This window comes from Anaerococcus obesiensis ph10, from assembly GCF_000311745.1.
Lineage (GTDB): Bacteria > Bacillota > Clostridia > Tissierellales > Peptoniphilaceae > Anaerococcus > Anaerococcus vaginalis.
In genome coordinates, this window is the sequence record NZ_HE978532.1 from 510,492 (window position 1) to 531,963 (window position 21,472).

Genomic DNA, 21,472 nt, shown 5'->3' on the forward strand with positions numbered 1-21,472 from the left:
TCTATTATATCAAATTAAAGTCCTAAATTCGGATACACTTTCAAATAATTATCAGACCTTGCTCCAGCTTTGTAATTTAAATATCCTGCCATAGCAATCATTGCCGCATTATCTGTGCACAAAATTATATCTGGATAATAAAATTCGACTCCCCTTTTTTCACATTCTTCTTTTAGTCTTTCTTTTAATCTAGAATTTGCAGCAACTCCTCCTGATACTGCAAATGTATTTAATCCTGTTTCATCTATCAATCGCATAGATTTTTCTACCAAAACATCTACAACGGCTTCTTGAAAACTTGCTGCCAAGTCTGCCTTGTTTATTTCTAAATTTTTTTGCTTTTGGTGGTTCATATAATTTAAAACTGAAGTTTTTAAACCTGAAAATGAAAAATCGTAAGAATCTTTTTCTAGCATAATTCTTGGAAAATCTATGGCATCCTTTCTTCCTTCTTTGGAAAGTTTATCAATTTTTGGTCCACCTGGATAGCCAAGTCCGATTGACCTTGCAATTTTATCGTAAGATTCGCCAGCAGCATCATCTCTTGTTGTTCCAATTATTTCATAATCTGTATAATCGTTTACTTTTACAAGATAAGTATGACCTCCACTTACAACCAAAGAAATAAATGGTGGCTCTAGGTCTTTATTTGACAAATAATTTGCACAAATATGTCCTTGCATGTGATTTGTTCCAATCATTGGAATATTTGCTGACAAAGAAAGAGCTTTTGCCGCAGAAATTCCTACCAAAAGTGAGCCAATAAGTCCAGGACCTTTGGTAACAGAAATTAAATCAATATCGCTATAAGATAAATTTGTATCCAAAAGCGCCTTTTCAATCAAAGGATTGATTGCCTCAAGGTGTTTTCTTGATGCGATTTCTGGCACAACTCCTCCAAATATTTTATGTATATCAATTTGTGATGATATTAAATTAATCAAAACTTCCCTGTCGTTTTTCAAAATAGCAACTGAAGAATCGTCACAGGAAGTTTCAATTCCCATTGTATAAAAATCTTTCATCTAATCCAATTCCTTTAACATTATATAAGCATCTTCGTGAACTCTGGCATAATAATTTTCCCTAAGTCTAATTTTTTCAAAACCAAATTTTTGGTAAAGATTTATAGCTGGAAAATTTTTTGTAGAAACTTCTAGCCAAATTTTTGAAACTTTTAAACTCTTTGCAAAATTTATCATGTGTTCAAGCATAAATGAACCGATATTTTGCCCGCGATACAATTCATCAACTGCTATTGTATAAATTTCAATTTCATCCAAAATTTTTGAAATTATATAAAATCCTAGAGTTTCTCCATTTTTTTCATATACAAAACACTCTTTGTGCTTATTTTTTTCAATATCATTTATAAGATCTTTTTTAGGCATGGGTCTATAAAAAGCACTAGATTCGATTTTATAAACCTTATCCGTATCTCCTACAGTCATTGTCCTAATCATTTTTCTTTTCTCTATCCCTTTCCGCTTGCGATTTTCTCAAATAATTTGGCACAAGCTTATAAAGATCATAGTCCTCATCTTTTTTCAAAAGAGCAAGCTTACACAAATTTTTTCCAATACAAGAATTATAAGAAAAATCCAAAATTCTTGCCCTAGCAAATTTGTCCTTATATTTTTCACCAACTTCCGAAACCAAATCAAAATCTACATTTTTTTCATTACAAAGTTTCGAAAAATCATCTATATTATATAAATCTTCCTTAACAATTTCATTCATATTTTCATCATACATTGCCCCATAAACTCTTTTTCCCCTTGCATCAAGCATAGAAGCCTTAAAAGAATTCGAAGAAGAATTTAAGGCAAGAGCCTTCAAAGTTGAAACTGGAATTAATTTTTTATTTCCAACTTGGGCAAAAGTCTTTGCAATTGTCATTCCAATTCTTAAACCCGTAAAAGATCCAGGACCTTGGCTAATTGCAAAAATATCAATATCAGAAAGCTTTAGTCCCAAAAGATTTAATAAAGTTTCAATCATTGGCACAAGCGATTCCGAATGAGTTTTTTCTTGATTTACATTAAAATCCCCAATGATTTTTTCATCTTCTACAACAGTTACAGTAGAAATCATAGTTGATGTATCAATTCCTAAAACTCTCATTAAAATCTCCTAATCTAAAAATTTCACGCTAATTTCCCTAGCGTTTTCATCAATTTTTTCTATATTAACTTCAATCATATCATCTGGAAGATATCCTTCTGCCTTGTTAGCCCATTCCAAAAATGTTACAGCATCTTCTGGGTAAAAATAATTTTCAAAATCTATATCTAAAATTTCATCAGGACTTTCAAACCTGTAAAGGTCTAGATGATAAATCGGAAAATCTTCCCCTTGCTTTTCTCCATTATAAATATTTACAAGAGCAAAAGTTGGAGAAGAAGTATTAGAAATCCCAAAATATTTGCAAACAAAAGAAGTAAAAGTAGTTTTGCCACTACCCATTTCTCCAATTAAATTTACAACTTGGCCCTTTTTCAATTTTTTAGAAAAATCAAAAGCAAAATCTTCCATTTCCTTTAAAGAATTAATTCTCATAAAAACTCCTTCTAATCTATTATACTACAAAAGTTTAATTTGAAGCTTTTTGTAAGATATATTATAGTCTAAAATAAAAAAATTCCAATGATTTTTAAGGTAAAAATAAAATTCTATCTATCTCCAAAAATAATAATAGAGATCTCTTTTATTAAATTTATAAAGTAATAAATTTCAGCTTTCAGAAAAAACAAAAAACAGACCACAAAGTCTGTTTTTAAAATTTAAAATAATTATTTTCTATCGTGCAAAATTCCTGAAACGTGTTTGTATAATAATTTTGTTACCAAAATTTCTATTGAACCTTTTATCAAATTAAATGGAACAATAGCGAAAAGCATCATAGTAAAATAAGAATTTACTAAAGTATTTGTTTTGTGTGCCATAGCTACAAAGGCGCTCATTTCTACTCCCATTGCTTTTCCGTAAAGTGGAAAAATTACAAAAGCATTTGATAAGGTTGCTGCAAGTGTCATAATTAACATTCCACAAATCATAGCTATAGTTGCATTTTTTTTGGTTTTTTTCCTTTTATATATACTTGCTGATACAAATACAAAAAGTCCTCCGACTATAAAATTTGAAATTTCTCCAACGCCGCCTGTGCTTGTCTTGCTCAAATTCAAAATATTTTTGATAAGTTGAATTAAGACTCCATACAAAGGCCCCATCGAAAATCCACCAATAAGAGCTGGCACATCTGCAAGGTCAACTTTCATAAAAGGTGGTGCAACTGGAATTGGAAATTGAATAAACATAAGTATAAAACTCATAGCTGAAAGTATTCCAACTTTTACTAAATTTCTTAATTTTTTTTGATCATGACTCATAAAATCCTCCTAAAATTCGGCATAAAAAAATGCCCTTTCAGGGCTCAGACTGTTGACAAAGTTTACAAATCCTCATGCTAAGAATATCATACGGAAAAAATTGATTTGATTTCAAATTTTAAAATTCGTTAAAAATCGCACTGATTGAGCGTTAGCGAGTTTGCGATTTTAGAATTTTGAAATTTAGAAATCAACAATTTTTGAAGTCAGATATTCGTGCTTGAGGGTTTGTATACGATCCGTGCCCTTTCAGGGCTAAATAATTTCTCATAAAAAAGAATATCTTCTCTCATCCAGACTATAACTGTCGGTATGGGAATTTCGCCCATTCAGTAAAAAACTCGCAGACTTTAACTGCCGGTTAGGAATCAAACCTCACCCTGAAGATATTTATATAATATCACAAAATAATTTGTGGCACAAGATAATCAATATCAATTTTATTTTTTTATTTGAATTTGAAAATCTCTAAATTTTTTCAAAAAAAATAACCCATCTAACAAAGTATAAAAATTTCAAAATTTAAATTTTCTAATTTTAAAATTTTTATACCTCTCCCGCTAGTTAGATTTGGGTTATTTAAAATTATTCATATTCTATATTATAAAAATCATTGTACAAATCGGGCTAATTTCCTATTTCACAAGATTCTAAAATCCATTCGTATCCTTGTCCTCTTACTGTTTTAATTGGTTCAAGTTTTGCTTTTTTAAATTCTTTTCTGATTTTTCTAACATGCTCTCTAACTGATCTGTCTGTTGTTTCAATTCCCATTTTTGACATTTCTTTTACAATAATTTCTTTTGAAACTGGTCTGTTCATATTTTTTATTAGAATTGTACAAAGACTAATTTCAGATTTTGTAAGATCTAAAATTTCATTTCCTATCCTAAAAATCCCATTGTCCACTTCAATTGAACAAAAACCAAAAGAAATAATTTTGGAATTGTTAATTTCTTCGACCTTTTTCAAAGTATATTTTATAAATTCATCCCTTGAATAAGAATGAATTACAAAATCCTTGTCGTCAATTTTTGCCTCATAGGGACTTTTTTTGTACCTATCTGTAAGATAAATTACCGGAATATTTGTAGTTTGTTTTATGTACTGGATTAGCTCAATACACCTAGTATGAGTCATATCCACTAAAATTAAATCAAACTCCGACAAATCATCTTCAAGAATAATGTCTTCAAAATTCTCATATTTTTTTACAACAACTTCATTCTCATCAAATTTAGAGTTGAGCAAGTTAGAAATCCCATTTTTGTATTCCATCGATGCAATTTTCATAAGATCTCCTAACTTTTAAATATTATCACGTTAATTTGTAATAATTTCACTCATTACTATTATATAGAAAATTCTTGCAAATATCAATATAAATATTCACAATTATTATAGAATTATTTAAGCTTTGAAAATTATTTTAAAATCGCTCATTTCAAACAATTTAAAATTTTTCAAAATCCTTTTAAATTTTCCGAAGTTTATTTTACCTCATTTTTCTTTTAAATTCCAATATTTATTTTATATGATTATTTGATTGTTTTCCGTAAGAAATTCTTTCGATAAATTATAAGACAAAAAATCCAGAAAATTTTATTGAAATATGATATAATATTTTGTATAAATTATGTGGATATTTTCCCGTTATATTTTTATTATTAAGGAGGAAGTTATGACAAAAAAACAGGGAAAACTTGCTGTCTATATTGGACAAATTATTACTAATTCATTATTGGTTCTTTATTTGGGAATGATTTTGGCAAAGATGAAATCATTTTCAAACATTTACGAATCAATTGAAAACGGCACAGGTAATATTGAAGATTTTTTAAGCCAAATGGAATTTGCTATTTTTGAATATCTTGGAAAATTCAAAAATATAATTCAATACATAGGATTTATCAAATTTTTATTTTTTGTAAATCTAGTTTTGTTGATTGCTGGAATTTTTATTTTTAAAGAACAAATTAAAAAATATATTTTCTCAGCCGCTGGAACATTGGTTTTATTAATATCTTTTATTACAATTTCGCCATTGATGGAATTTGTTAAAGTAGTTAAAGCAAATATTATGGCAATTAATTTTTCAAATCCAGACTTGGGGGCAATTGAAGGAAGTTTTGCAAATATTAGTCAAGCTTTACAAAATTTAGCCAATGATTTTGGCCCACAAAAAGCAAAATTCGCAAAATTTTTGGTAATTTTGGCAATAATTTTATTTGTTATTTCAATAGTAGTTTTTGCCCTAGCAATTAAAAATAAAGAATATGATAATCTTTCAGATTTAAATACAGACGCAAAAAATACAACTGAAAATTCTTTAGAAAATGACGAACAAAGCCAAACAAAAACAAGCGAAGAATTAAAAGAAGAAGTTAAATACGAAAAAACAAATGAAAATATAAAAGAAGAAGAAAACGAAAATAAAAAAGAAAAAATTTCTGAAAAACCCGATTTAGCCGAAGATACAAAAGATAAAGAAAATAAAAAAGAAGTAAAAAATAAATCCACAAAAGATAAGAAAAATCAAGACAAAGACAAAATTACAAAAGCAAAAATTGATGACATAATAATCAAACGTGGTGCTTACGACTTTTCTTCTGGTTTCAAAAAAAATAATATCGAAGAAAAAAAACAAGAAAATCCACAAGAAAATAATAAATAAAAATTTACGAAAAAAGGACTGTTGCAGAATTAAAAAACATTTAATCTTGCAACAGTCCATTTTTATTTAATATTTTAAAATTAAATAGCGTAATATAAAATCACACTTGACAATAAATTCCAACAAATATGAACAAAAGCCGATAACTTCAAATTATTTGTCAAAAATCTTACCATAACCAAGACAAAGCCTATTGAAAAATATACCAAAAAACTATAAATATCAGTTGGAAGATGGGCAAGAGAAAAACAAACATTCGCCAAAATAAGGGCGAAAAAATCCTTAAAATCCTGATCACGTCTTTTGAAAATATTTCTAAAAACACCAGGAAGATACTCCCTAAAAGTATATTCTTCAACAAGAGGTCCCAAAAAAACTATATGAGCAAGAAGAGCCGGAGAAAAATTTCTCCTAAGCATAAACTCAATCGCCTCTTGATTTTGAGGATTTGAAATATTTTCCCCAAAAGCTAATTCAATCAAAAAAGACAAAGTATAAATTGCCACAAGAGAAATTAAAATCACTTTTAAATTTGCAAAAAATCCCCCAGACAATTCAAATTTCCTATAAAAAATAAGAAAAAATAAAAAAGCCGCAAGAATATAAGCCCCAGTCATAATATAAAGCAAAGACTTGTCCACGCCCCTAATCAAAATACTATAACTTGCAGGCAAAGCTCCAAACAAAGTCAATAATAACAAAAAAATAAATTTAATTATCCCATAATTTCCAGTAAATCTTTTAGATAAATATTTCATAAAATTCCTTTCTTTTTCCATATATGAATATTTTTACCCAAAATAATAGGAATTTAAAATTTACAATAAGGAAGAAATAAAAACCCATCAAGTGAGAAATATTTCTCTATGCGTACCAATCCAAAGAGATCCCTCCACTTCGGTCGGGATGAGTAATTTATGTTCTTTTTTTTATAGCTAAAGTTTTAAAAACTTAAAATATATTTATTTTTTCAGTTTTGTTTATTAATTAACCCTTTTATGCCATCAAATTCATCTTTGCTAACAAATTTCTTTAAATTATTTTGGCTTATCATACCACTTTGATTTGGGAAATGGTAAAAAAATTCCAAATTAATTTTTTCAATATATCCTTCTATAATTTCATTATCTATCTCTTCATTATGTATTTTATGCAATGTAGCAACTAGTTTGTATTGCCATTTGCTATAAGACCTAAATATAAATAATGGTTTTTCTATTTGTCTTACTATGTTTTTTCTATAATTTTCTAAATCATTTAAATACTTACCAATTCTATACCAAATTATATAAGCAGAAAATTCACTAAACTGTGTATTTAAAATCTCATTTGTTACAGTGCCAGCATTCTTCGCTCTAAATGGACATAGATCTATATTTACAATTCTATCTGTAATTTTATATTTTTTATCGTTATTTTCTAACTTATCAATTACTTCACTTTTCAAAACTTTATAGTACTTATCTATATAATAATGATCTTTATCCATATTTTTTAATTCTTTTGTCAAAGTAGATTCTTCGCTTATTATTATATCTACAAGCTTGTTTATATTTTCTTCTTTTTTTTCATTTTTATACCAAGTTTTATATTCATTGATAATTGTCCAAAATTCTTCATTTGCTAAATCATTTTTTCCTTCTACCATAGGAGGTTTTGTATAGTAATCTTTTATGCTACATATTTTAGTACTTTTCTTTTTAGATTTTTCACTTTTATAAATCAAATTGCTATCTTGAATTTCTACAACGTTTGGATTGAACAAGCACAAATATATTAAGCCATCTCTATAATTTCCATGAATATGTGAAGGTAAGCCATAATGAATATTTGCAATTTTGTCTTTATCTTCTTCATCTATATTTTTTTCTCCCTTTAACTTGTCAATCCAAGAAAATTTTGAATTTCCATTTTCTAAATCTATTAAAAATTCTTCTATTTTTTCTTTTAAAAATTGCCTACTATCATCCAAAGGATTTTTAGAATTTTTATTATTTTTTAAATAAGGATTTTTTTCATTTATTTTATCCTTTTTCGAAAAATCTTTTAAAGCATCTTCTATTTCATCAATTGTAACAATTTTCTTAGCCATATTCCCTCCCAAATATTTTATAATTCTTACTTTATATCTACCCAAGTTTTCACAAAAAAACTGTTGTAAAATTGTGAATAATCATCATTTTACAACAGTCTTTTTTTCTGATTTTTTAAATTATTTTATTTATACAACCCAAGCTTCTCGCAAAGCTCATCTATTTGGTCAATTATTTCTCCGATAAATTCTATGGTTTCTTCTAAGGCTTTTGTATTTGTCATATCTACTCCAGCTTTTTTTGCAAGATCCATTGGGCTTAGGGTTGAGCCTAGGTTTAAAACTTCTCTCCAATTTTTGATTTCTTCTTTATTTCCGTTTATTATTTTGTCGGAAACTTTTGTTCCTATTGTAAGGCCTGCTGAATAGGTGTATGGATAAAGTCCCATGTAATAATGTGGTTGGCGCATCCATGTCAAATCGGATCCTTCTACAAGTTTTACATCTTCTCCCCAAAATTCTTTTAATTTTTTATTAAAAATTTCTTTGAAATCTTCTGCTGTTAGGCTTTCTCCCTTATCTATTCTTTCATAAACTTCTCTTTGGAAAACTGCCTCTAGAAAATGGGTTACGAAATTATGGTAGTAAGTTTTTGAAATCATTGTATCCAAAACCCACAATTTTTCCCTATCATCCTTGGCATTTTTTAGTAAATATCTTTCCATGGTGATTTCGTTTGCTGTTGATGGACTTTCTACAAAATACATGGAAACATCTGTGTTTATTGCATCTTGATTTTTGTTTGTATTTTCAAAATGTCCAGCGTGTCCCAATTCGTGAGCAAGGGTCATAACTTGGCTCATATCCTTGTTGTAAGTTGTCATTATATAGGAATGAGATCCGTAAGGTGTATCGCAAAATGCTCCGGTTCTTTTTCCCTCGTTTTGTGCATAATCAATCCATCTTTCGCTGAAGGCTTTTTTGAGCATTTCTACATAATCATCTCCCAAAACTTTTAGCCCATCGATTATATAATCTCTTGCCTCTTCAATTTCAATTTCTTTTGAAAAACCAGAATCAATTGAAAGTTTCAAATCCGCATAGGTCATCTCGTCAAGTTTGTAAACTTTTTTCAAAACATTTGCATATTTTCTCATGTGCTTTGGAAGTTTTTCCATAATTGTATTAATATGATTGTCATAAATTTCTCTTGGAATATCTTGATAATCCAAAAGCATATCGATTACTGAATCATATCCCCTTAAATTTGCAAGGATTTTTTCATTATTTATATGAGTATTATAAATTGCCCCATTTCCTGATTCGTAGCGACCAAGTGCCTTGTGATAATTTTTGAAAGCTTCCCTTCTTACTTTTGTATCTTTATCACTTTCATAATACTCTTCAAAAGTATTGTGATTTAAAGGAATTTCCTTTCCATCAATTTTAATATCATCAACTTTTATATCCCCATAACGTAAAGAAGCATATTCGCCGTAAGGTGCATCAAAAGTTGGAGATAATTTTGAAATAACTTCTTCAGCCGCCTCTCCCAAAATATGGTCTTTTTTGTCCAAGGCTCTTTTTAGAAAATAATCATAATCTTTGTGATTTTCTCTCACTTCATTTATGATTTTTTCATCAATTTTTGTCAAAAGCCCATCAAAAAAAGTTAAATTTGCAGAGATTTCGCTCGCCTTTGCCCCAAAATTTGCATATCTTTTTTGTGGATATGGGTCATTGGCATCAACTTCTGTAGAAATTCCTGCAAAAGATCCCAACCTGTGCATGGCCCCATAAATTTCTGACAAATCTTTTAATCCCTTATATAATTTATCGGAAGAATCTATTTGACTGTATGTTTTTTTGAAATTCTCACTTTTTTTGACTGTTTTATCAAGTTCTTCATAAAATTTCTCATCATTTTCAAATAAATCTTCCAATTTCCATGTTTCTTTTATATCAACTTCATTTCTTTTTACCATAATATCCTCCATTTCTAAATTTTATTATACCATCACAATATAGTATAATGAAAAAAACGGAGGGAAATATGACAGTAAACAAAAATAAATTAGAAAATTATGCCAAACTTGCAGTTGAATTTGGTGTAAATGTACAAAAAAATGAAGACGTTTTGATAAATTCTTCCTTGGAAGATCCTACTCTTGCAAGACTTATTGCAAAATATGCCTACGAGAAAGGTGCTAGACTTGTAAGTATCAATTGGAAAGATGAAGAGCTTACAAAATTAAAATATACCTACGAGACCCAAGAAACTTTAAACGAAGTTCCTGATTATATTATAGAAAAAAATATCTACCAACTTGAAAAACATAGGTCAAATAGGATTTCAATAATTGGCGATGATCCAGACTTATTAAAAGATTTGGACCAAAAAAAGATAGCAGAAGCTGTTAGAGAAAATTCTCTAAAATTAAAAGATTTTGTAAAATATACCATGAACGATATGGTTTCATGGCTTGTAATTGCCTATCCAACCAAAAAATGGGCAAAGAAAATTTTCCCAGACCTTGATGAAGAAAAGGCAGTAGACAAATTATGGGAAGTTATTTTTGATGTGAGCCGTGTTGATGAAAATTGGGAAAAAACCAAAAAAATTGGAATGACCATATTTCTTTATTGAATGAAAAGGCAGAATTTTTAAATTCTCACCAATTTGACGAAGTTCATTACAGGTCAAAAAACGGAACAGATTTAAGAGTAAAATTGCCAAAAAACCACATTTGGATGTCAGCTTCATCAAAAAATGAAAAAGGCGATTTATTTTTGCCAAATATCCCAACAGAAGAAGTTTTCACTTCCCCACAATTTGACGGAGTCGACGGAAGGCTAGTTTCTGTAAAACCCCTTGTTTATAATGGGGTTATAATAAATAATTTCGAATTTACATTTGAAAAGGGAAAAGTTGTAGATTTTAAGGCAGAAGAAGGCTACGATACTCTAAAAGAAATGCTAGAATCAGACGAAAATGCAAAATATTTGGGAGAAATTGCCCTAGTTCCTTATGAATCTCCAATTTCAAAATCAAATATCCTATTTTTTAACACCCTATTTGACGAAAACGCATCATGCCACTTCGCCCTTGGAAAAGCCTATCCAACAACTATAAAAGGCGGAACAGAAGTTGAAGACAAAGATCTTCACAAAATCGGCCTAAATGATTCCCTAATCCACGAAGATTTTATGGTAGGAGCAAAAGATTTAAATATAAAAGCCTACAAAGACGGGGAAGAATTTGATGTATTTGTTGATGGAAATTGGGCGTAAAATATTTTATTTTAAAAATAATTAAATATAGAATAATAGATTAGTATTTAAATAGCTTAATTTTTTTGAGTATTAGGCAAAGTTAAAGTAAATTATATTCTAAAATTAATCCAGAGATCTAATTTTTAATGTAAGCATAAAATTATATAACGTAGATTTTTAAATATATATAATGAAAACATATTGAAAATAAAATAAAAAGATGTAAAATAATATTAAACATGGAGTCGAATATACCATGACCAATTAAAAAGACAGGAGTGACGCCTCCTGTCTTTTTATGTGCTAATTATCGTCTTTTAATATATCTATCTAGCCGCTTGCTGATATAATTTGCTATTATACCAGCTACGATAGATATAATCATAGAGTCGAATTTTTCCATAACCTCACCTCCCAACTGTTACCAGTTTGGGTACGACAACAAAATTATTATATCATTTTGAAAAATCGTAAACTATTAAATTGAAAATATTATAAAAACTTATATAATAATATTGAGCATGGTACCGAGTTATATCCATTACAAACAAAAAGACAGGAGCAGCCACTCCTGTCTTTTTTTGTGCTAATTATCGTTTTTTATATATCTGTCTAGCCACTTGATAATATAATGAGCTATTACATTACCTGCGACAGATATTAAAATGGTACCGAGCTTTTCCATAACCTCACCTCCCAACTGTTACCAGTTTGGGTACGACAACAAAATTATTATATCATTTTGAAAAATCGTAAACTATTAAATTGAAATTAAAATAAAAACTTATATAATAATATTGAGCATGGATTCGAGAATTATACCATGGCACACAAAAAAGACAGGAGTTGCCGCTCCTGTCTTTTTTAGGCTAATTATCGTATTTTGAATATCTATCTAGCCATTTGATAACATAATGAGCTAATATGTTAGCTGCGACAGATATTATTATAGATTCGAGAACATTCATGACTTCACCTCCCAACCGTTACCAGTTTGGGTACGATAACATCTTTATTATATCATTTTGTTTATTATTTTATTTTAAATTCTAAGCAAAAACCCTAAAACTTTACAATTTACAAAAACAAGGTATTATAATATACGAAGAACTGTTGTAAAACGGTGGTTGCCGATTTTTTGTCGGTAGTTTTTATCTGATTCGTGGAAGTCGAACCTTGCCAAATAAGTGCCTGATGTGGGATTTATTTGACCTTAAATTCTTCTATAAGCTCAGAGTTTTTACAAGAAAAAATAATCTAAACAAAAAAGCATCAACACCAGCCGAAGATTGCGCGATTAGTTATTACTAAGACAGCAGTCTTTTTTGTTTTGCTAATCGCCAGATTAGGAGTGAAAATTTATGCTCAGAAAATTTCTGAGAAGTTTAGAAGTTACGAAAAAAGAATTTTTGATTATTTCCCTTGGTTGTTTAGTTATGGCATTTGGAGTTATAAATGTCCATGAACAAGCACAAATAACCGAAGGAGGAGTTTTGGGACTTGGCTTATTTTTGAAAAAAGCCTTAAATATGAATCTTGCCTACACCACACCAATTTTGGATGGCTTATGCTATCTTTTAGGCTTTTCAATGCTTGGAAGAATATTTTTAAAAAAATCCATTGTGGCAACAATAATGTTTGCAGTATTTTATTGGATATTTGATTTTATTGGACCAATAATTCCAAGTCTTTACGATATGCCATTAATGGCAGCAATATTTGGTGGAATATTTATAGGATGTGGCTGCGGAATAGCAGTTACAGCCGGAGGATGTGCAGGAGGCGATGACGCCTTGGCAATGACAATTTCCAAAAAAACAAAATGGCCAATATCAAGAGCTTACCTATTTACAGATTACGTAGTTCTTGCCCTTTCTTTAATATACATCCCAATGAACCACCTAATATATTCATTTTTGACAACAATTATCTCATCATTTTTGATAGGACAATTCGAATTAAAAATGGAAATTCCAGCCTGGCAAGTATGCCAAGGAAATTTAAATCATGCAAAAGGTTAATTTAAAAAGGATATTTCAAAGTATCAAGTATTTTGAAATATCCTTTTTTTATATAAATTTATCTTTCGCAAGGACTTTTCTTATTATTTTCTTTAATATACGCACTTTTATCCTAGATTTTTTTAATTAATGAGATCTCTCCGCTTCCTCTGAACGATAAATAGAGATAAACAACCGAAGCAGGCGAATGTTTATCTTGTCGATAGATCTCTGGATTATTTTTATATAATACTTTACACTTTCCTTGATTTTTTTTGATTTTTAAAATTTTTACAAAATTCTTAGACAATTTTTCATCTTTTTTCCAAGATTCTTTCAAAAATGATTGTTTATATCAATATTATGTTATATAATAATAAGAGTAAAATTTAATAATAGGAGGAATTTATGTTATCTGATTTACTACCTGTTATAGTGGCAGTTATCGCTATTTGTTTTATGGGACTTCAAATTAAAACAAATATACTTCCAGTTAGCGAAGGAAACGATAGAATGAGAACTATATCAGGAAATATTAAAGAAGGAGCTATGGCATTTATATCTCGTGAGTATAAATACGTTGTTATCTTTGTAATTATTGTTTCAATTCTTATAGCAATTTTTATTAACATTAATACCATGATTTGTTATATCCTTGGCTCTTTATTATCAATGGCAGCAGGTTATGTAGGTATGAGAATTTCTACAGCCTCAAATGCTAGATGTACAAACGAAGCTATGGAAAGTGGACTTCCATCTGCCCTCAAAGTTGCCTTTGCTGGTGGATCTGTTATGGGATTTGCAGTAACAGGATTTGGACTTTTGGGAGTTGGAATTGTTTATTTAATCTTTAGAGACCCAACAATCCTTATGGGATATTCTTTTGGAGCAAGTTCAGTTGCACTTTTCGCAAGAGTAGGTGGAGGAATCTACACAAAAGCTGCAGACGTTGGAGCTGACCTTGTAGGAAAAGTTGAAAAAGGAATTCCAGAAGACGATCCAAGAAACCCAGCAGTTATCGCCGATAACGTAGGAGATAATGTAGGAGACGTTGCAGGAATGGGAGCTGACCTTTTTGAATCTTATGCAGGAGCAATCCTTTCATCAATGGTTTTAGGTTTTTCAATCTTTGGAGATGCTGGAATTAGATTTCCACTTGTACTTTCATCAATAGGAATACTTGCATCAGTTCTTGCAGCATTCTTATTCCTAAGAAAGAAACAAAAATCCCCACAATCTGCCCTAATGATGACAATTTATCTATCAGGAGCAATTGTTCTTGTAGCATCATTTATCCTTTCACCAATATTTTTTGGAAATATGAAAGCAGCAATTTGTATAATTGTGGGAATACTTGTAGGAATTGCAATCGGATTTTTATCAGAAGTATTTACATCTGAAAAATATAGCCAAGTAAAAAGAATAGCAGAAGAAAGTCAAACAGGAGCAGCTACAAATATAATCGCAGGATTATCAAGTGGTATGCTTTCAACAGTAGGACCAATCATTCTTATAGCTATAGGAATTTTAGTTTCATTCCACACAATGCAAATGTACGGAATTGCCCTTGCAGCAGTAGGAATGTTATCAATCACAGCAACAACAGTAACAGTTGACGCTTACGGTCCAATCTCAGACAATGCCGGTGGAATCGCAGAAATGAGTGGACTAGATGAATCAGTTCGTGAAATCACAGACAGTCTTGATTCAGTAGGAAACACAACAGCAGCAATCGGTAAAGGATTTGCAATAGGATCAGCAGCTTTAACAGCACTTTCACTATTTGTAACCTACACCGACACATTAAACCTTGACAACCTATCACTACTAGATTCAAAAGTAGTAGCAGGAATGTTCGTAGGAGGAATGTTACCATTTTTATTCTCAGCTTTGACAATGAATTCAGTTGGAAAAGCTGCAACAGAAATGATTAACGAAGTAAGAAAACAATTTAGAGAAAAACCAGGTATCCTAGAAGGAACAGAAAATCCAGATTACGCATCATGCGTAGATATTTCAACAAGAGCATCCCTAAAAGAAATGGTAATACCAGGAGCATTAGCAATCGTAGTACCATTATTTATAGGAAAAGCATTTGGACCAGAAACCCTAGGAGGACTATTAGCAGGAGCCCTAGTAACAGGCGTATTAATGGCAATATTTATGTCAAACGCAGGTGGAGCTTGGGATAATGCAAAGAAATTTATAGAAACTGGAGCAGAAGGCGGCAAAAACTCACCAGCCCACCACGCTGCAGTAGTAGGTGATACAGTAGGAGATCCATTCAAAGATACATCCGGCCCATCACTTAATATCCTAGTAAAACTTATTACAGTAGTATCTGTAGTATGCGCAGGATTATTTATCTAATATAAAAATAAAAGCTGTTACAAAATATAAGGTATTTTGTAACAGCTTATTTTTTTCCATTTTTTTATTAAATCTAATGGGGATTTTATAATTACTTAATATTCTAAAAAACAAAACTAACTATTACCCATATCAATCGAATATAATGAATAAAGATAGCTCTTGAATTAAATTTATATTACAATTTATTCTTTCTTTTAAAATCTTTTTTATTAGCTTTAAGTGCAAATTAATCCCTTTTTTGAAATTTCAATTTAAGACTTTGATAATTAATATTTATATTTTCCATTACAAATCACAAGTTTATATATTTGAATCTTCAACATAAGCAATAAAAAATATTATATTTATTTTCAAGAAAAAATATAGTATAATATAAAAAACTTAATTATAAAAATATACAATTTAAAAATAGAAAGGAATAGAAAATGGAAAAATTTAAACAAATACAGAAAAAATTTCAATTAAATGGTGCCCAGATGAAATATATTGCTTTTATTTCAATGTTTATCGACCATTTTAACAAAGCAATCATTACACCAAAACTAAATTACCAACAACCACTAGTTACAATATCAATGATTTTTGATATACTGGGCAGGATTGCCTTTCCGATTTTTGCCTTTATGATTGTAGAAGGCTTTTACAAAACAAAATCAAGATTCAAATATCTAAGAAATCTATTGATTTTCGCCGTAATTTCAGAGATACCTTACGATATGTTCCAATCAAAAGTTTTTATAAACAACAGATCACAAAATATAATGTGGGCACTCGCCCTTGGACTATTGACCTTGATGGTGGTTGATAAATTAAAAGAAAAAATCAAAAACAAATACCTTTGGCTTTTTCTTTCAATACTAATAGTTGCAATAAGCGCAATCTCCGCAACTCTCCTATCATTTGACTACGATTATTATTCCATAATAATAATTTTTATCCTATATCTTTTTTTCGACAAAAGACTTGTTGGAACTTTATTGGCATACCTTGTAATAATAAAAGAAGTTTATGCAATTTTGGGCTTTGCAACCATTAACTTTTACAACGGAGAAAAAGGAAAGCAAAATAAATGGTTCAATTATTTGTTCTATCCGGTGCATTTATTGATACTTGGAATTTGTAGGTTTTTGTTTGGCTTGTAGATATTTTATAAATATAAATTTATCCTTAATAAATCTAGGGTAAATTTATATTTAAATATTTTATTTTCGCTAAAAAATAAAATAACAATTATTTTCTCTAATTATCTATCTTAGTTCATAAATAAATACATAAGTTTTTTCTAACTTGACTTATAAATACCATCACATCTATATTCACAATAATCTTCTTTTAAAATAATTAGAATCAAATACAATTTATGATATTGTTGAATTTTACAAATTTATTGGCACTTTTAAGTAAATATATACTCCATTATTACTTCACATCTATCTTCACACAGATTTCATTTTAATTCACATCTAGATACAGTTATTTTTGATAAAACATTGAAATATTAATGTTCTATTAATTTATTGAGCAAACAATCATAATTATATGTCTTCACATCTGTCTTCACATTTGTATTAACATTAATCATTTTTAAAAACATAAAGCTAATTTAATTATATAATTTTACTATAAATTTATTAATCCAATAAAAGTTATATCATTACATATGATTTTTTAATACATCGATCATAGAATACATGACATCAATAACACTATATTTAGCAAAATCCTTATTAATATTTATCATGTACACATATTTATTTCCTATTTTGGATTGATATAATATCCCTTTATCTTTGAGTCCATTTAAATATTTATAAGATGTATTTCTATGAATATTTAAATTATTTACAATTTCATTAACTGTAGCTGTTTTGTGTGCTAAAATGAATTCAAGTATATTCCTTTCTATTTCATTTTTTATATCAAAGCTATCAATAATGGAAGTATCCCAAAGAGTAAATTCAAACTTATCAATTTCAGTAATTAAAGATGGATATCTATATTTATTATATTCTACAGCTTCCATTATTTTAGGCACCCCAGATCCAGCCTTTTCACATAAATTTACCAATCTAAATATTTCCTGTATATAATAATTTCTAGGTTTAGAATGCTCCCCTTTGAAAAAATCAAGTTTACTTATTCTAAGAGAGCCACCATTCTTAAATGTTATATTATCAGAATATCTAGTTATAACTATCCCTAAATCAACTTGATAATCACAATGTATTATAGAGTTTACTAAAGCCTCTCTAATTGCAATTTTAAATTTAGAAGATGATTTTCTAGTTATAGAATCAGACAATATCTCTGAAGATTCGTTTACAGTAAGATACAATTTGTCTGCAGTTTTATTAAAAAAATTATATAAATTATCCTCTCCCCATGTTCCATCATATATCAATCTGTCAATAAAACCGTAATTCTTGTTATTGCCTTTTTTACTAATATATTCAACATTATAGTGAGGTAAATATTCTTTAATAGAAGTATGTTTTCCAAAAACTAATAGACCTGCTACTGTAGGTTCAATATCACTATTCTGTCTTGATTGTCTTAAAGCATTAATTTTAATGAGAAATTCGATATTACTTAGTTTATTAAAAGGATGTTCAGGTTTTCCTTTCTCAAACTTATACCTATATTCATTAATAGTATCAATATCAAAATCATTTATAGAATAACCTTTTATAATTTTGCTATCAAAAGATATTTCGAGAGAATCTCTTATCATCATCTCTATAGTCTTTCTATCACATAAATAATCATCTCTTCCAATTCTTCTATAAGTATATCTATCATTATCTTTTAAAAAGATTGGCATTTCAGAATAACTCATCTTAGGTATAGGAACTATCAATAAATCTATATCCTTATTTTTATATTTTATTTCTTTTACATCATTAAAATCAATGGGATTATAATTTATAGCTTTTGGTTGCAGTAATAAGTCATACATTCTACTTTTTACTTTATCTATATTTTTAACACCAACTGCTTCGAATTTGCCGTCTGCAATTTCTTTAACGCCTAAAATTAAATATCCACCATCAGTATTAGCAAAGGCACTTATAGTTTCCAATGCATCTTTAGGAAAATCATTTTTTGCTTCTTTAAATTCTATATGTTCATCTTCGCCATTTTTAATTGCCTTATCTAAAAATTTATCAAAATTCATTATTAAATTCTCCTGACTCAAAAACTATGTTTTACTAAATAAAAGACCTAATTAAATTTATTTCAAATACAATCCAATACTGGTTTTGGATATGATATTATAAAGTATCGAATTAATTATTATATTAATTTTTTATTTATCTTTGACCATTATCTAGCTTATATTAAATATACTATAGATTAAAATTTTATTCTATATTAATTAAGAAACAGTAACTTAAAAGGAAAATCTAAAAAACTATCAGAATTCATTAGTTTTTTTAATATATTTTTAAATTTATCTTTATAACGGAATACAAAAAGACAATAAATAATTAAGATTATAAAAATTCTATCAACACCGAGGAAAAATATTTTTACAAAATTTGGAAACTTATTTATATCATCTATAGCTAAAAACCTATATAAATCAAGAGTAATTTTAGAGTTTTGTGTTAGTATGATTAATATATAAATAAATAAATTAAGAAAAGCTAGTATTATTCTCATAAATGCAAATTTATCCTTTAGTTCTTGCTTTCTTATTGAATTTATAATTAATGTTTCTTTAAATATGTATTTATAAATTGAACTACAGTTATCATAATTAATACATAATGAAATAAAGGCGAATAACAAGGATATTATTTGCCAATTATTAATACTTATTATTCCAGCTAAATAAATCCATGAACCATATATTATTAATTCTTTGTAAGATATGCATAAAATATACTTTCTTATAAAATCAAATAACTTAAAGAAAAATAATATAAAAATCATTGAATTAATGTATGATAAAATTACACAAATCTTATATATAAGCCCATAACTTTCATATTTATAAATTATATTGATCAAAATTTTTATATATAAAAATATAAAAAGTAAAAGAACAGTATTAGAATAATCCATAATTTCTTCATAAATTAATTTATTTTTCTTAAAAATTTTAGAACTTTTAATTTTTTTATCCATATATTTTTTAAAAGCTAATACAATTATTAATATAATAATTAATAATATAGCATATATCTTGTCAGTATTTTGTAAATTATTAAAAAATATATACAAAATGAAATTAATACACAACAAGAAAATCCATAAAATCGTATTAGCTATAATATAATTTTTACAGTAATTTTTTTTATTTGAATTCATGATATCCTCCTTTGCCTCATTTCCTATATAATAAATACAAATTATTAATAAAATATGTAGAAGAAAAATAATTTTTAACCATTTTTAATTATTCCCAACAAAAAACTACCCCGCCAAGCAAGGTAGTTTGTTTTTTCTTATTATATTTTATTCTTTAGCCCTTACAAATTTTACACCAACTCCTATCATTAGTAGGCCTAGTAGTAGGATTAAGTAGATTGTTGCGTCGCCGGTTTTTGCCATGGCGTCTACTCTTTTGCTTAGTCTGTTGTTTCCTCCTTTTGGGCCTGGGGTTGTTGGTTTGTAGTTTTTAACTTTGATTGTTTTGTTTGATGAAGTTTCTCCAATTGTAAAATCTACTGCGTCTAATTCTGGAACGTAGCCTTGTGGGGCTTTTGTTTCAATTAGTCTGTAGTCGCCGTAAGGGAGATTTTTTGTTTTAAATTCTCCGTTTTCGCCACTTGTTAGGGTGTAGACTTTTCCGTTTTCTTCCAAGTCTTTGTAGCCATCTTTGGTTTTTTCTTGAACTTTAAAGATTGCCCCTTTAAGTGGATCGTTGTTAGTTCCGTCGATTTTTTGGAATGAGAAATAATTTTCTGGTTTGTCTTTTTCATTTAAAAGCTCAATACTTCCTGATCTTTTAAATTCACTTTCTTTTCCGACGTTTTTTTCATAACCTTTTAGAGGTTTTGTTTCTTTGAACTTTACCTCTTCTTCTAAGCCAAATAATTTAATTTGACCTTTTTGGTCTGTGAAAATTTCTGTTATCTTCCCATTTGGGGAGTAGGTCAATTGTTCGTTGCCCTTGTCATCCTTAATTTTGTTAAATTTAAGAATCTCTCCCTTTTTATTTACCACAACAAATCCAACTCCTGCAAGAACTTTTTTCTCTGGGTCATCCCCATCCCTTTTTGTAAGTGTTAGGGTATCAGGAGCTTTTTTTGGATAAATTGTTAGAGGATTTTCAGTATTTTCGTCAATGATTGCTAGGAAAGGAATATATGGTCTTGATGGATCATCTGACCTGTATCTTAAAAGATATACTCCCTTTTCCAAGCCTTCAATTAAAGCAAAATACATCCCATTTTTTTCTTTAGATTTGTTAGAAGTTTTCATTTCTCCCAAATCTTTTGAAATTTCCTCATCATACTTGTCCTTATAAGAATTTATAAGGTCAAGTTGTTTTTCTGGTTTTTCGATATTTTCGATTTTACCATCAGGTACTTTCCAATAATCAACATAATCAACTACGATTTGTTTGGAATTTTCATCAGTATAATTTGTATTAATTCTTAGGCTATTTCCGCTTTCAGCATAAGCCAAAAGAGGAGCAACTAGCTGTAATATTACCATAAGAAATATGGAAGATATTAAATTTTTATTGAACTTTTTCATAGTAACTCCTCTATTTAGTTAA

The 21,472-nt window shown here is 28.6% G+C and carries 16 protein-coding genes, 1 pseudogene and 1 riboswitch; of the genes and pseudogenes, 5 read left to right on the forward strand and 12 right to left on the reverse strand.

Annotated features, from left to right (window positions below):
• Positions 1-14: 14 nt before the first annotated feature.
• From tsaD to HGAG_RS08540, 6 genes are all read right to left on the reverse strand, one after another.
• Complete coding sequence (tsaD, locus tag HGAG_RS08515; protein ID WP_019118747.1) at positions 15-1,025, reverse strand: tRNA (adenosine(37)-N6)-threonylcarbamoyltransferase complex transferase subunit TsaD; 1,011 nt, start codon at positions 1,023-1,025, stop codon at positions 15-17.
• Positions 1,026-1,463 (reverse strand): ribosomal protein S18-alanine N-acetyltransferase, encoded by a 438-nt coding sequence (gene rimI, locus HGAG_RS12185; protein ID WP_019118748.1) that lies wholly within the window; start codon positions 1,461-1,463, stop codon positions 1,026-1,028.
• A complete protein-coding gene (gene tsaB / locus HGAG_RS08525; protein ID WP_019118749.1) occupies positions 1,456-2,124 on the reverse strand; it encodes a tRNA (adenosine(37)-N6)-threonylcarbamoyltransferase complex dimerization subunit type 1 TsaB in 669 nt (222 codons plus the stop codon). Before tsaB ends, rimI begins: the two co-directional genes overlap by 8 nt.
• 9 nt (positions 2,125-2,133) lie before the next feature.
• On the reverse strand, positions 2,134-2,559 hold the full coding sequence (gene tsaE / locus HGAG_RS08530) for a tRNA (adenosine(37)-N6)-threonylcarbamoyltransferase complex ATPase subunit type 1 TsaE (RefSeq protein WP_019118750.1): 426 nt from the start codon (positions 2,557-2,559) through the stop codon (positions 2,134-2,136).
• A gap of 233 nt (positions 2,560-2,792) precedes the next feature.
• Positions 2,793-3,389: an ECF transporter S component gene (locus HGAG_RS08535; protein ID WP_004839492.1), complete on the reverse strand. Its 597-nt coding sequence runs from the start codon at positions 3,387-3,389 to the stop codon at positions 2,793-2,795.
• 277 nt (positions 3,390-3,666) lie between these two features.
• Positions 3,667-3,781, reverse strand: a riboswitch (FMN riboswitch).
• A gap of 235 nt (positions 3,782-4,016) precedes the next feature.
• On the reverse strand, positions 4,017-4,682 hold the full coding sequence (locus HGAG_RS08540) for a winged helix-turn-helix domain-containing protein (RefSeq protein ID WP_004839493.1): 666 nt from the start codon (positions 4,680-4,682) through the stop codon (positions 4,017-4,019).
• 388 nt (positions 4,683-5,070) lie between these two features.
• Here HGAG_RS08540 and HGAG_RS08545 point away from each other — a divergent pair, with 388 nt between their 5' ends.
• Entirely contained in the window at positions 5,071-6,063 is a 993-nt protein-coding gene (locus HGAG_RS08545; protein ID WP_019118751.1) for a hypothetical protein, read from the forward strand.
• Between the two features lie 80 nt (positions 6,064-6,143).
• On the opposite strand, the gene HGAG_RS08550 is transcribed toward HGAG_RS08545, so the two are convergent.
• The 3 genes from HGAG_RS08550 to pepF all read right to left on the reverse strand — a co-directional run bounded on the left by HGAG_RS08550 (position 6,144) and on the right by pepF (position 10,080).
• Complete coding sequence (locus HGAG_RS08550; RefSeq protein WP_019118752.1) at positions 6,144-6,821, reverse strand: CPBP family intramembrane glutamic endopeptidase; 678 nt, start codon at positions 6,819-6,821, stop codon at positions 6,144-6,146.
• 212 nt (positions 6,822-7,033) lie between these two features.
• The gene (locus tag HGAG_RS08555; protein WP_019118753.1) at positions 7,034-8,155 is read right to left on the reverse strand and encodes a hypothetical protein; all 1,122 of its coding nucleotides are present in this window, start codon (positions 8,153-8,155) and stop codon (positions 7,034-7,036) included.
• Positions 8,156-8,280: 125 nt separating this feature from the next.
• The gene (gene pepF, locus HGAG_RS08560; protein WP_019118754.1) at positions 8,281-10,080 is read right to left on the reverse strand and encodes an oligoendopeptidase F; all 1,800 of its coding nucleotides are present in this window, start codon (positions 10,078-10,080) and stop codon (positions 8,281-8,283) included.
• Positions 10,081-10,127: 47 nt separating this feature from the next.
• On the opposite strand from pepF, the pseudogene HGAG_RS10940 reads away from it, so the two are divergent.
• A pseudogene (locus HGAG_RS10940) lies at positions 10,128-11,386 on the forward strand (aminopeptidase).
• A gap of 1,343 nt (positions 11,387-12,729) precedes the next feature.
• Entirely contained in the window at positions 12,730-13,389 is a 660-nt protein-coding gene (locus tag HGAG_RS08580; RefSeq protein WP_019118757.1) for a DUF6198 family protein, read from the forward strand.
• A gap of 112 nt (positions 13,390-13,501) precedes the next feature.
• Here HGAG_RS08580 and HGAG_RS11760 read toward each other — a convergent pair whose 3' ends face one another.
• Positions 13,502-13,708, reverse strand: coding sequence for a hypothetical protein (locus HGAG_RS11760; protein ID WP_208853647.1), 207 nt, complete (start codon positions 13,706-13,708; stop codon positions 13,502-13,504).
• Positions 13,709-13,776: 68 nt separating this feature from the next.
• On the opposite strand from HGAG_RS11760, the gene HGAG_RS08585 reads away from it, so the two are divergent.
• Complete coding sequence (locus HGAG_RS08585; protein ID WP_019118758.1) at positions 13,777-15,738, forward strand: sodium-translocating pyrophosphatase; 1,962 nt, start codon at positions 13,777-13,779, stop codon at positions 15,736-15,738.
• 428 nt (positions 15,739-16,166) lie between these two features.
• Positions 16,167-16,883: a TraX family protein gene (locus HGAG_RS08590; protein WP_019118759.1), complete on the forward strand. Its 717-nt coding sequence runs from the start codon at positions 16,167-16,169 to the stop codon at positions 16,881-16,883.
• 512 nt (positions 16,884-17,395) lie between these two features.
• On the opposite strand, the gene HGAG_RS08595 is transcribed toward HGAG_RS08590, so the two are convergent.
• Together HGAG_RS08595 and HGAG_RS08605 are read right to left on the reverse strand one after the other, a co-directional pair.
• Positions 17,396-18,916 (reverse strand): RNA-binding domain-containing protein, encoded by a 1,521-nt coding sequence (locus HGAG_RS08595; RefSeq protein ID WP_019118760.1) that lies wholly within the window; start codon positions 18,914-18,916, stop codon positions 17,396-17,398.
• Between the two features lie 1,286 nt (positions 18,917-20,202).
• Positions 20,203-21,450 (reverse strand): MSCRAMM family protein, encoded by a 1,248-nt coding sequence (locus HGAG_RS08605; RefSeq protein WP_019118762.1) that lies wholly within the window; start codon positions 21,448-21,450, stop codon positions 20,203-20,205.
• Between the last annotated feature and the right edge of the window lie 22 nt (positions 21,451-21,472).

Bases quoted from the DNA above. Each gene is read 5' to 3' on its own strand.
- tsaD (WP_019118747.1), bottom strand. From the start codon at position 1,025: ATGAAAGATTTTTATACAATGGGAATTGAAACTTCCTGTGACGATTCT.
- rimI (WP_019118748.1), bottom strand. From the start codon at position 1,463: ATGATTAGGACAATGACTGTAGGAGATACGGATAAGGTTTATAAAATC.
- tsaB (WP_019118749.1), bottom strand. From the start codon at position 2,124: ATGAGAGTTTTAGGAATTGATACATCAACTATGATTTCTACTGTAACT.
- tsaE (WP_019118750.1), bottom strand. From the start codon at position 2,559: ATGAGAATTAATTCTTTAAAGGAAATGGAAGATTTTGCTTTTGATTTT.
- HGAG_RS08535 (WP_004839492.1), bottom strand. From the start codon at position 3,389: ATGAGTCATGATCAAAAAAAATTAAGAAATTTAGTAAAAGTTGGAATA.
- HGAG_RS08540 (WP_004839493.1), bottom strand. From the start codon at position 4,682: ATGAAAATTGCATCGATGGAATACAAAAATGGGATTTCTAACTTGCTC.
- HGAG_RS08545 (WP_019118751.1), top strand. From the start codon at position 5,071: ATGACAAAAAAACAGGGAAAACTTGCTGTCTATATTGGACAAATTATT.
- HGAG_RS08550 (WP_019118752.1), bottom strand. From the start codon at position 6,821: ATGAAATATTTATCTAAAAGATTTACTGGAAATTATGGGATAATTAAA.
- HGAG_RS08555 (WP_019118753.1), bottom strand. From the start codon at position 8,155: ATGGCTAAGAAAATTGTTACAATTGATGAAATAGAAGATGCTTTAAAA.
- pepF (WP_019118754.1), bottom strand. From the start codon at position 10,080: ATGGTAAAAAGAAATGAAGTTGATATAAAAGAAACATGGAAATTGGAA.
- HGAG_RS08580 (WP_019118757.1), top strand. From the start codon at position 12,730: ATGCTCAGAAAATTTCTGAGAAGTTTAGAAGTTACGAAAAAAGAATTT.
- HGAG_RS08585 (WP_019118758.1), top strand. From the start codon at position 13,777: ATGTTATCTGATTTACTACCTGTTATAGTGGCAGTTATCGCTATTTGT.
- HGAG_RS08590 (WP_019118759.1), top strand. From the start codon at position 16,167: ATGGAAAAATTTAAACAAATACAGAAAAAATTTCAATTAAATGGTGCC.
- HGAG_RS08595 (WP_019118760.1), bottom strand. From the start codon at position 18,916: ATGAATTTTGATAAATTTTTAGATAAGGCAATTAAAAATGGCGAAGAT.
- HGAG_RS08605 (WP_019118762.1), bottom strand. From the start codon at position 21,450: ATGAAAAAGTTCAATAAAAATTTAATATCTTCCATATTTCTTATGGTA.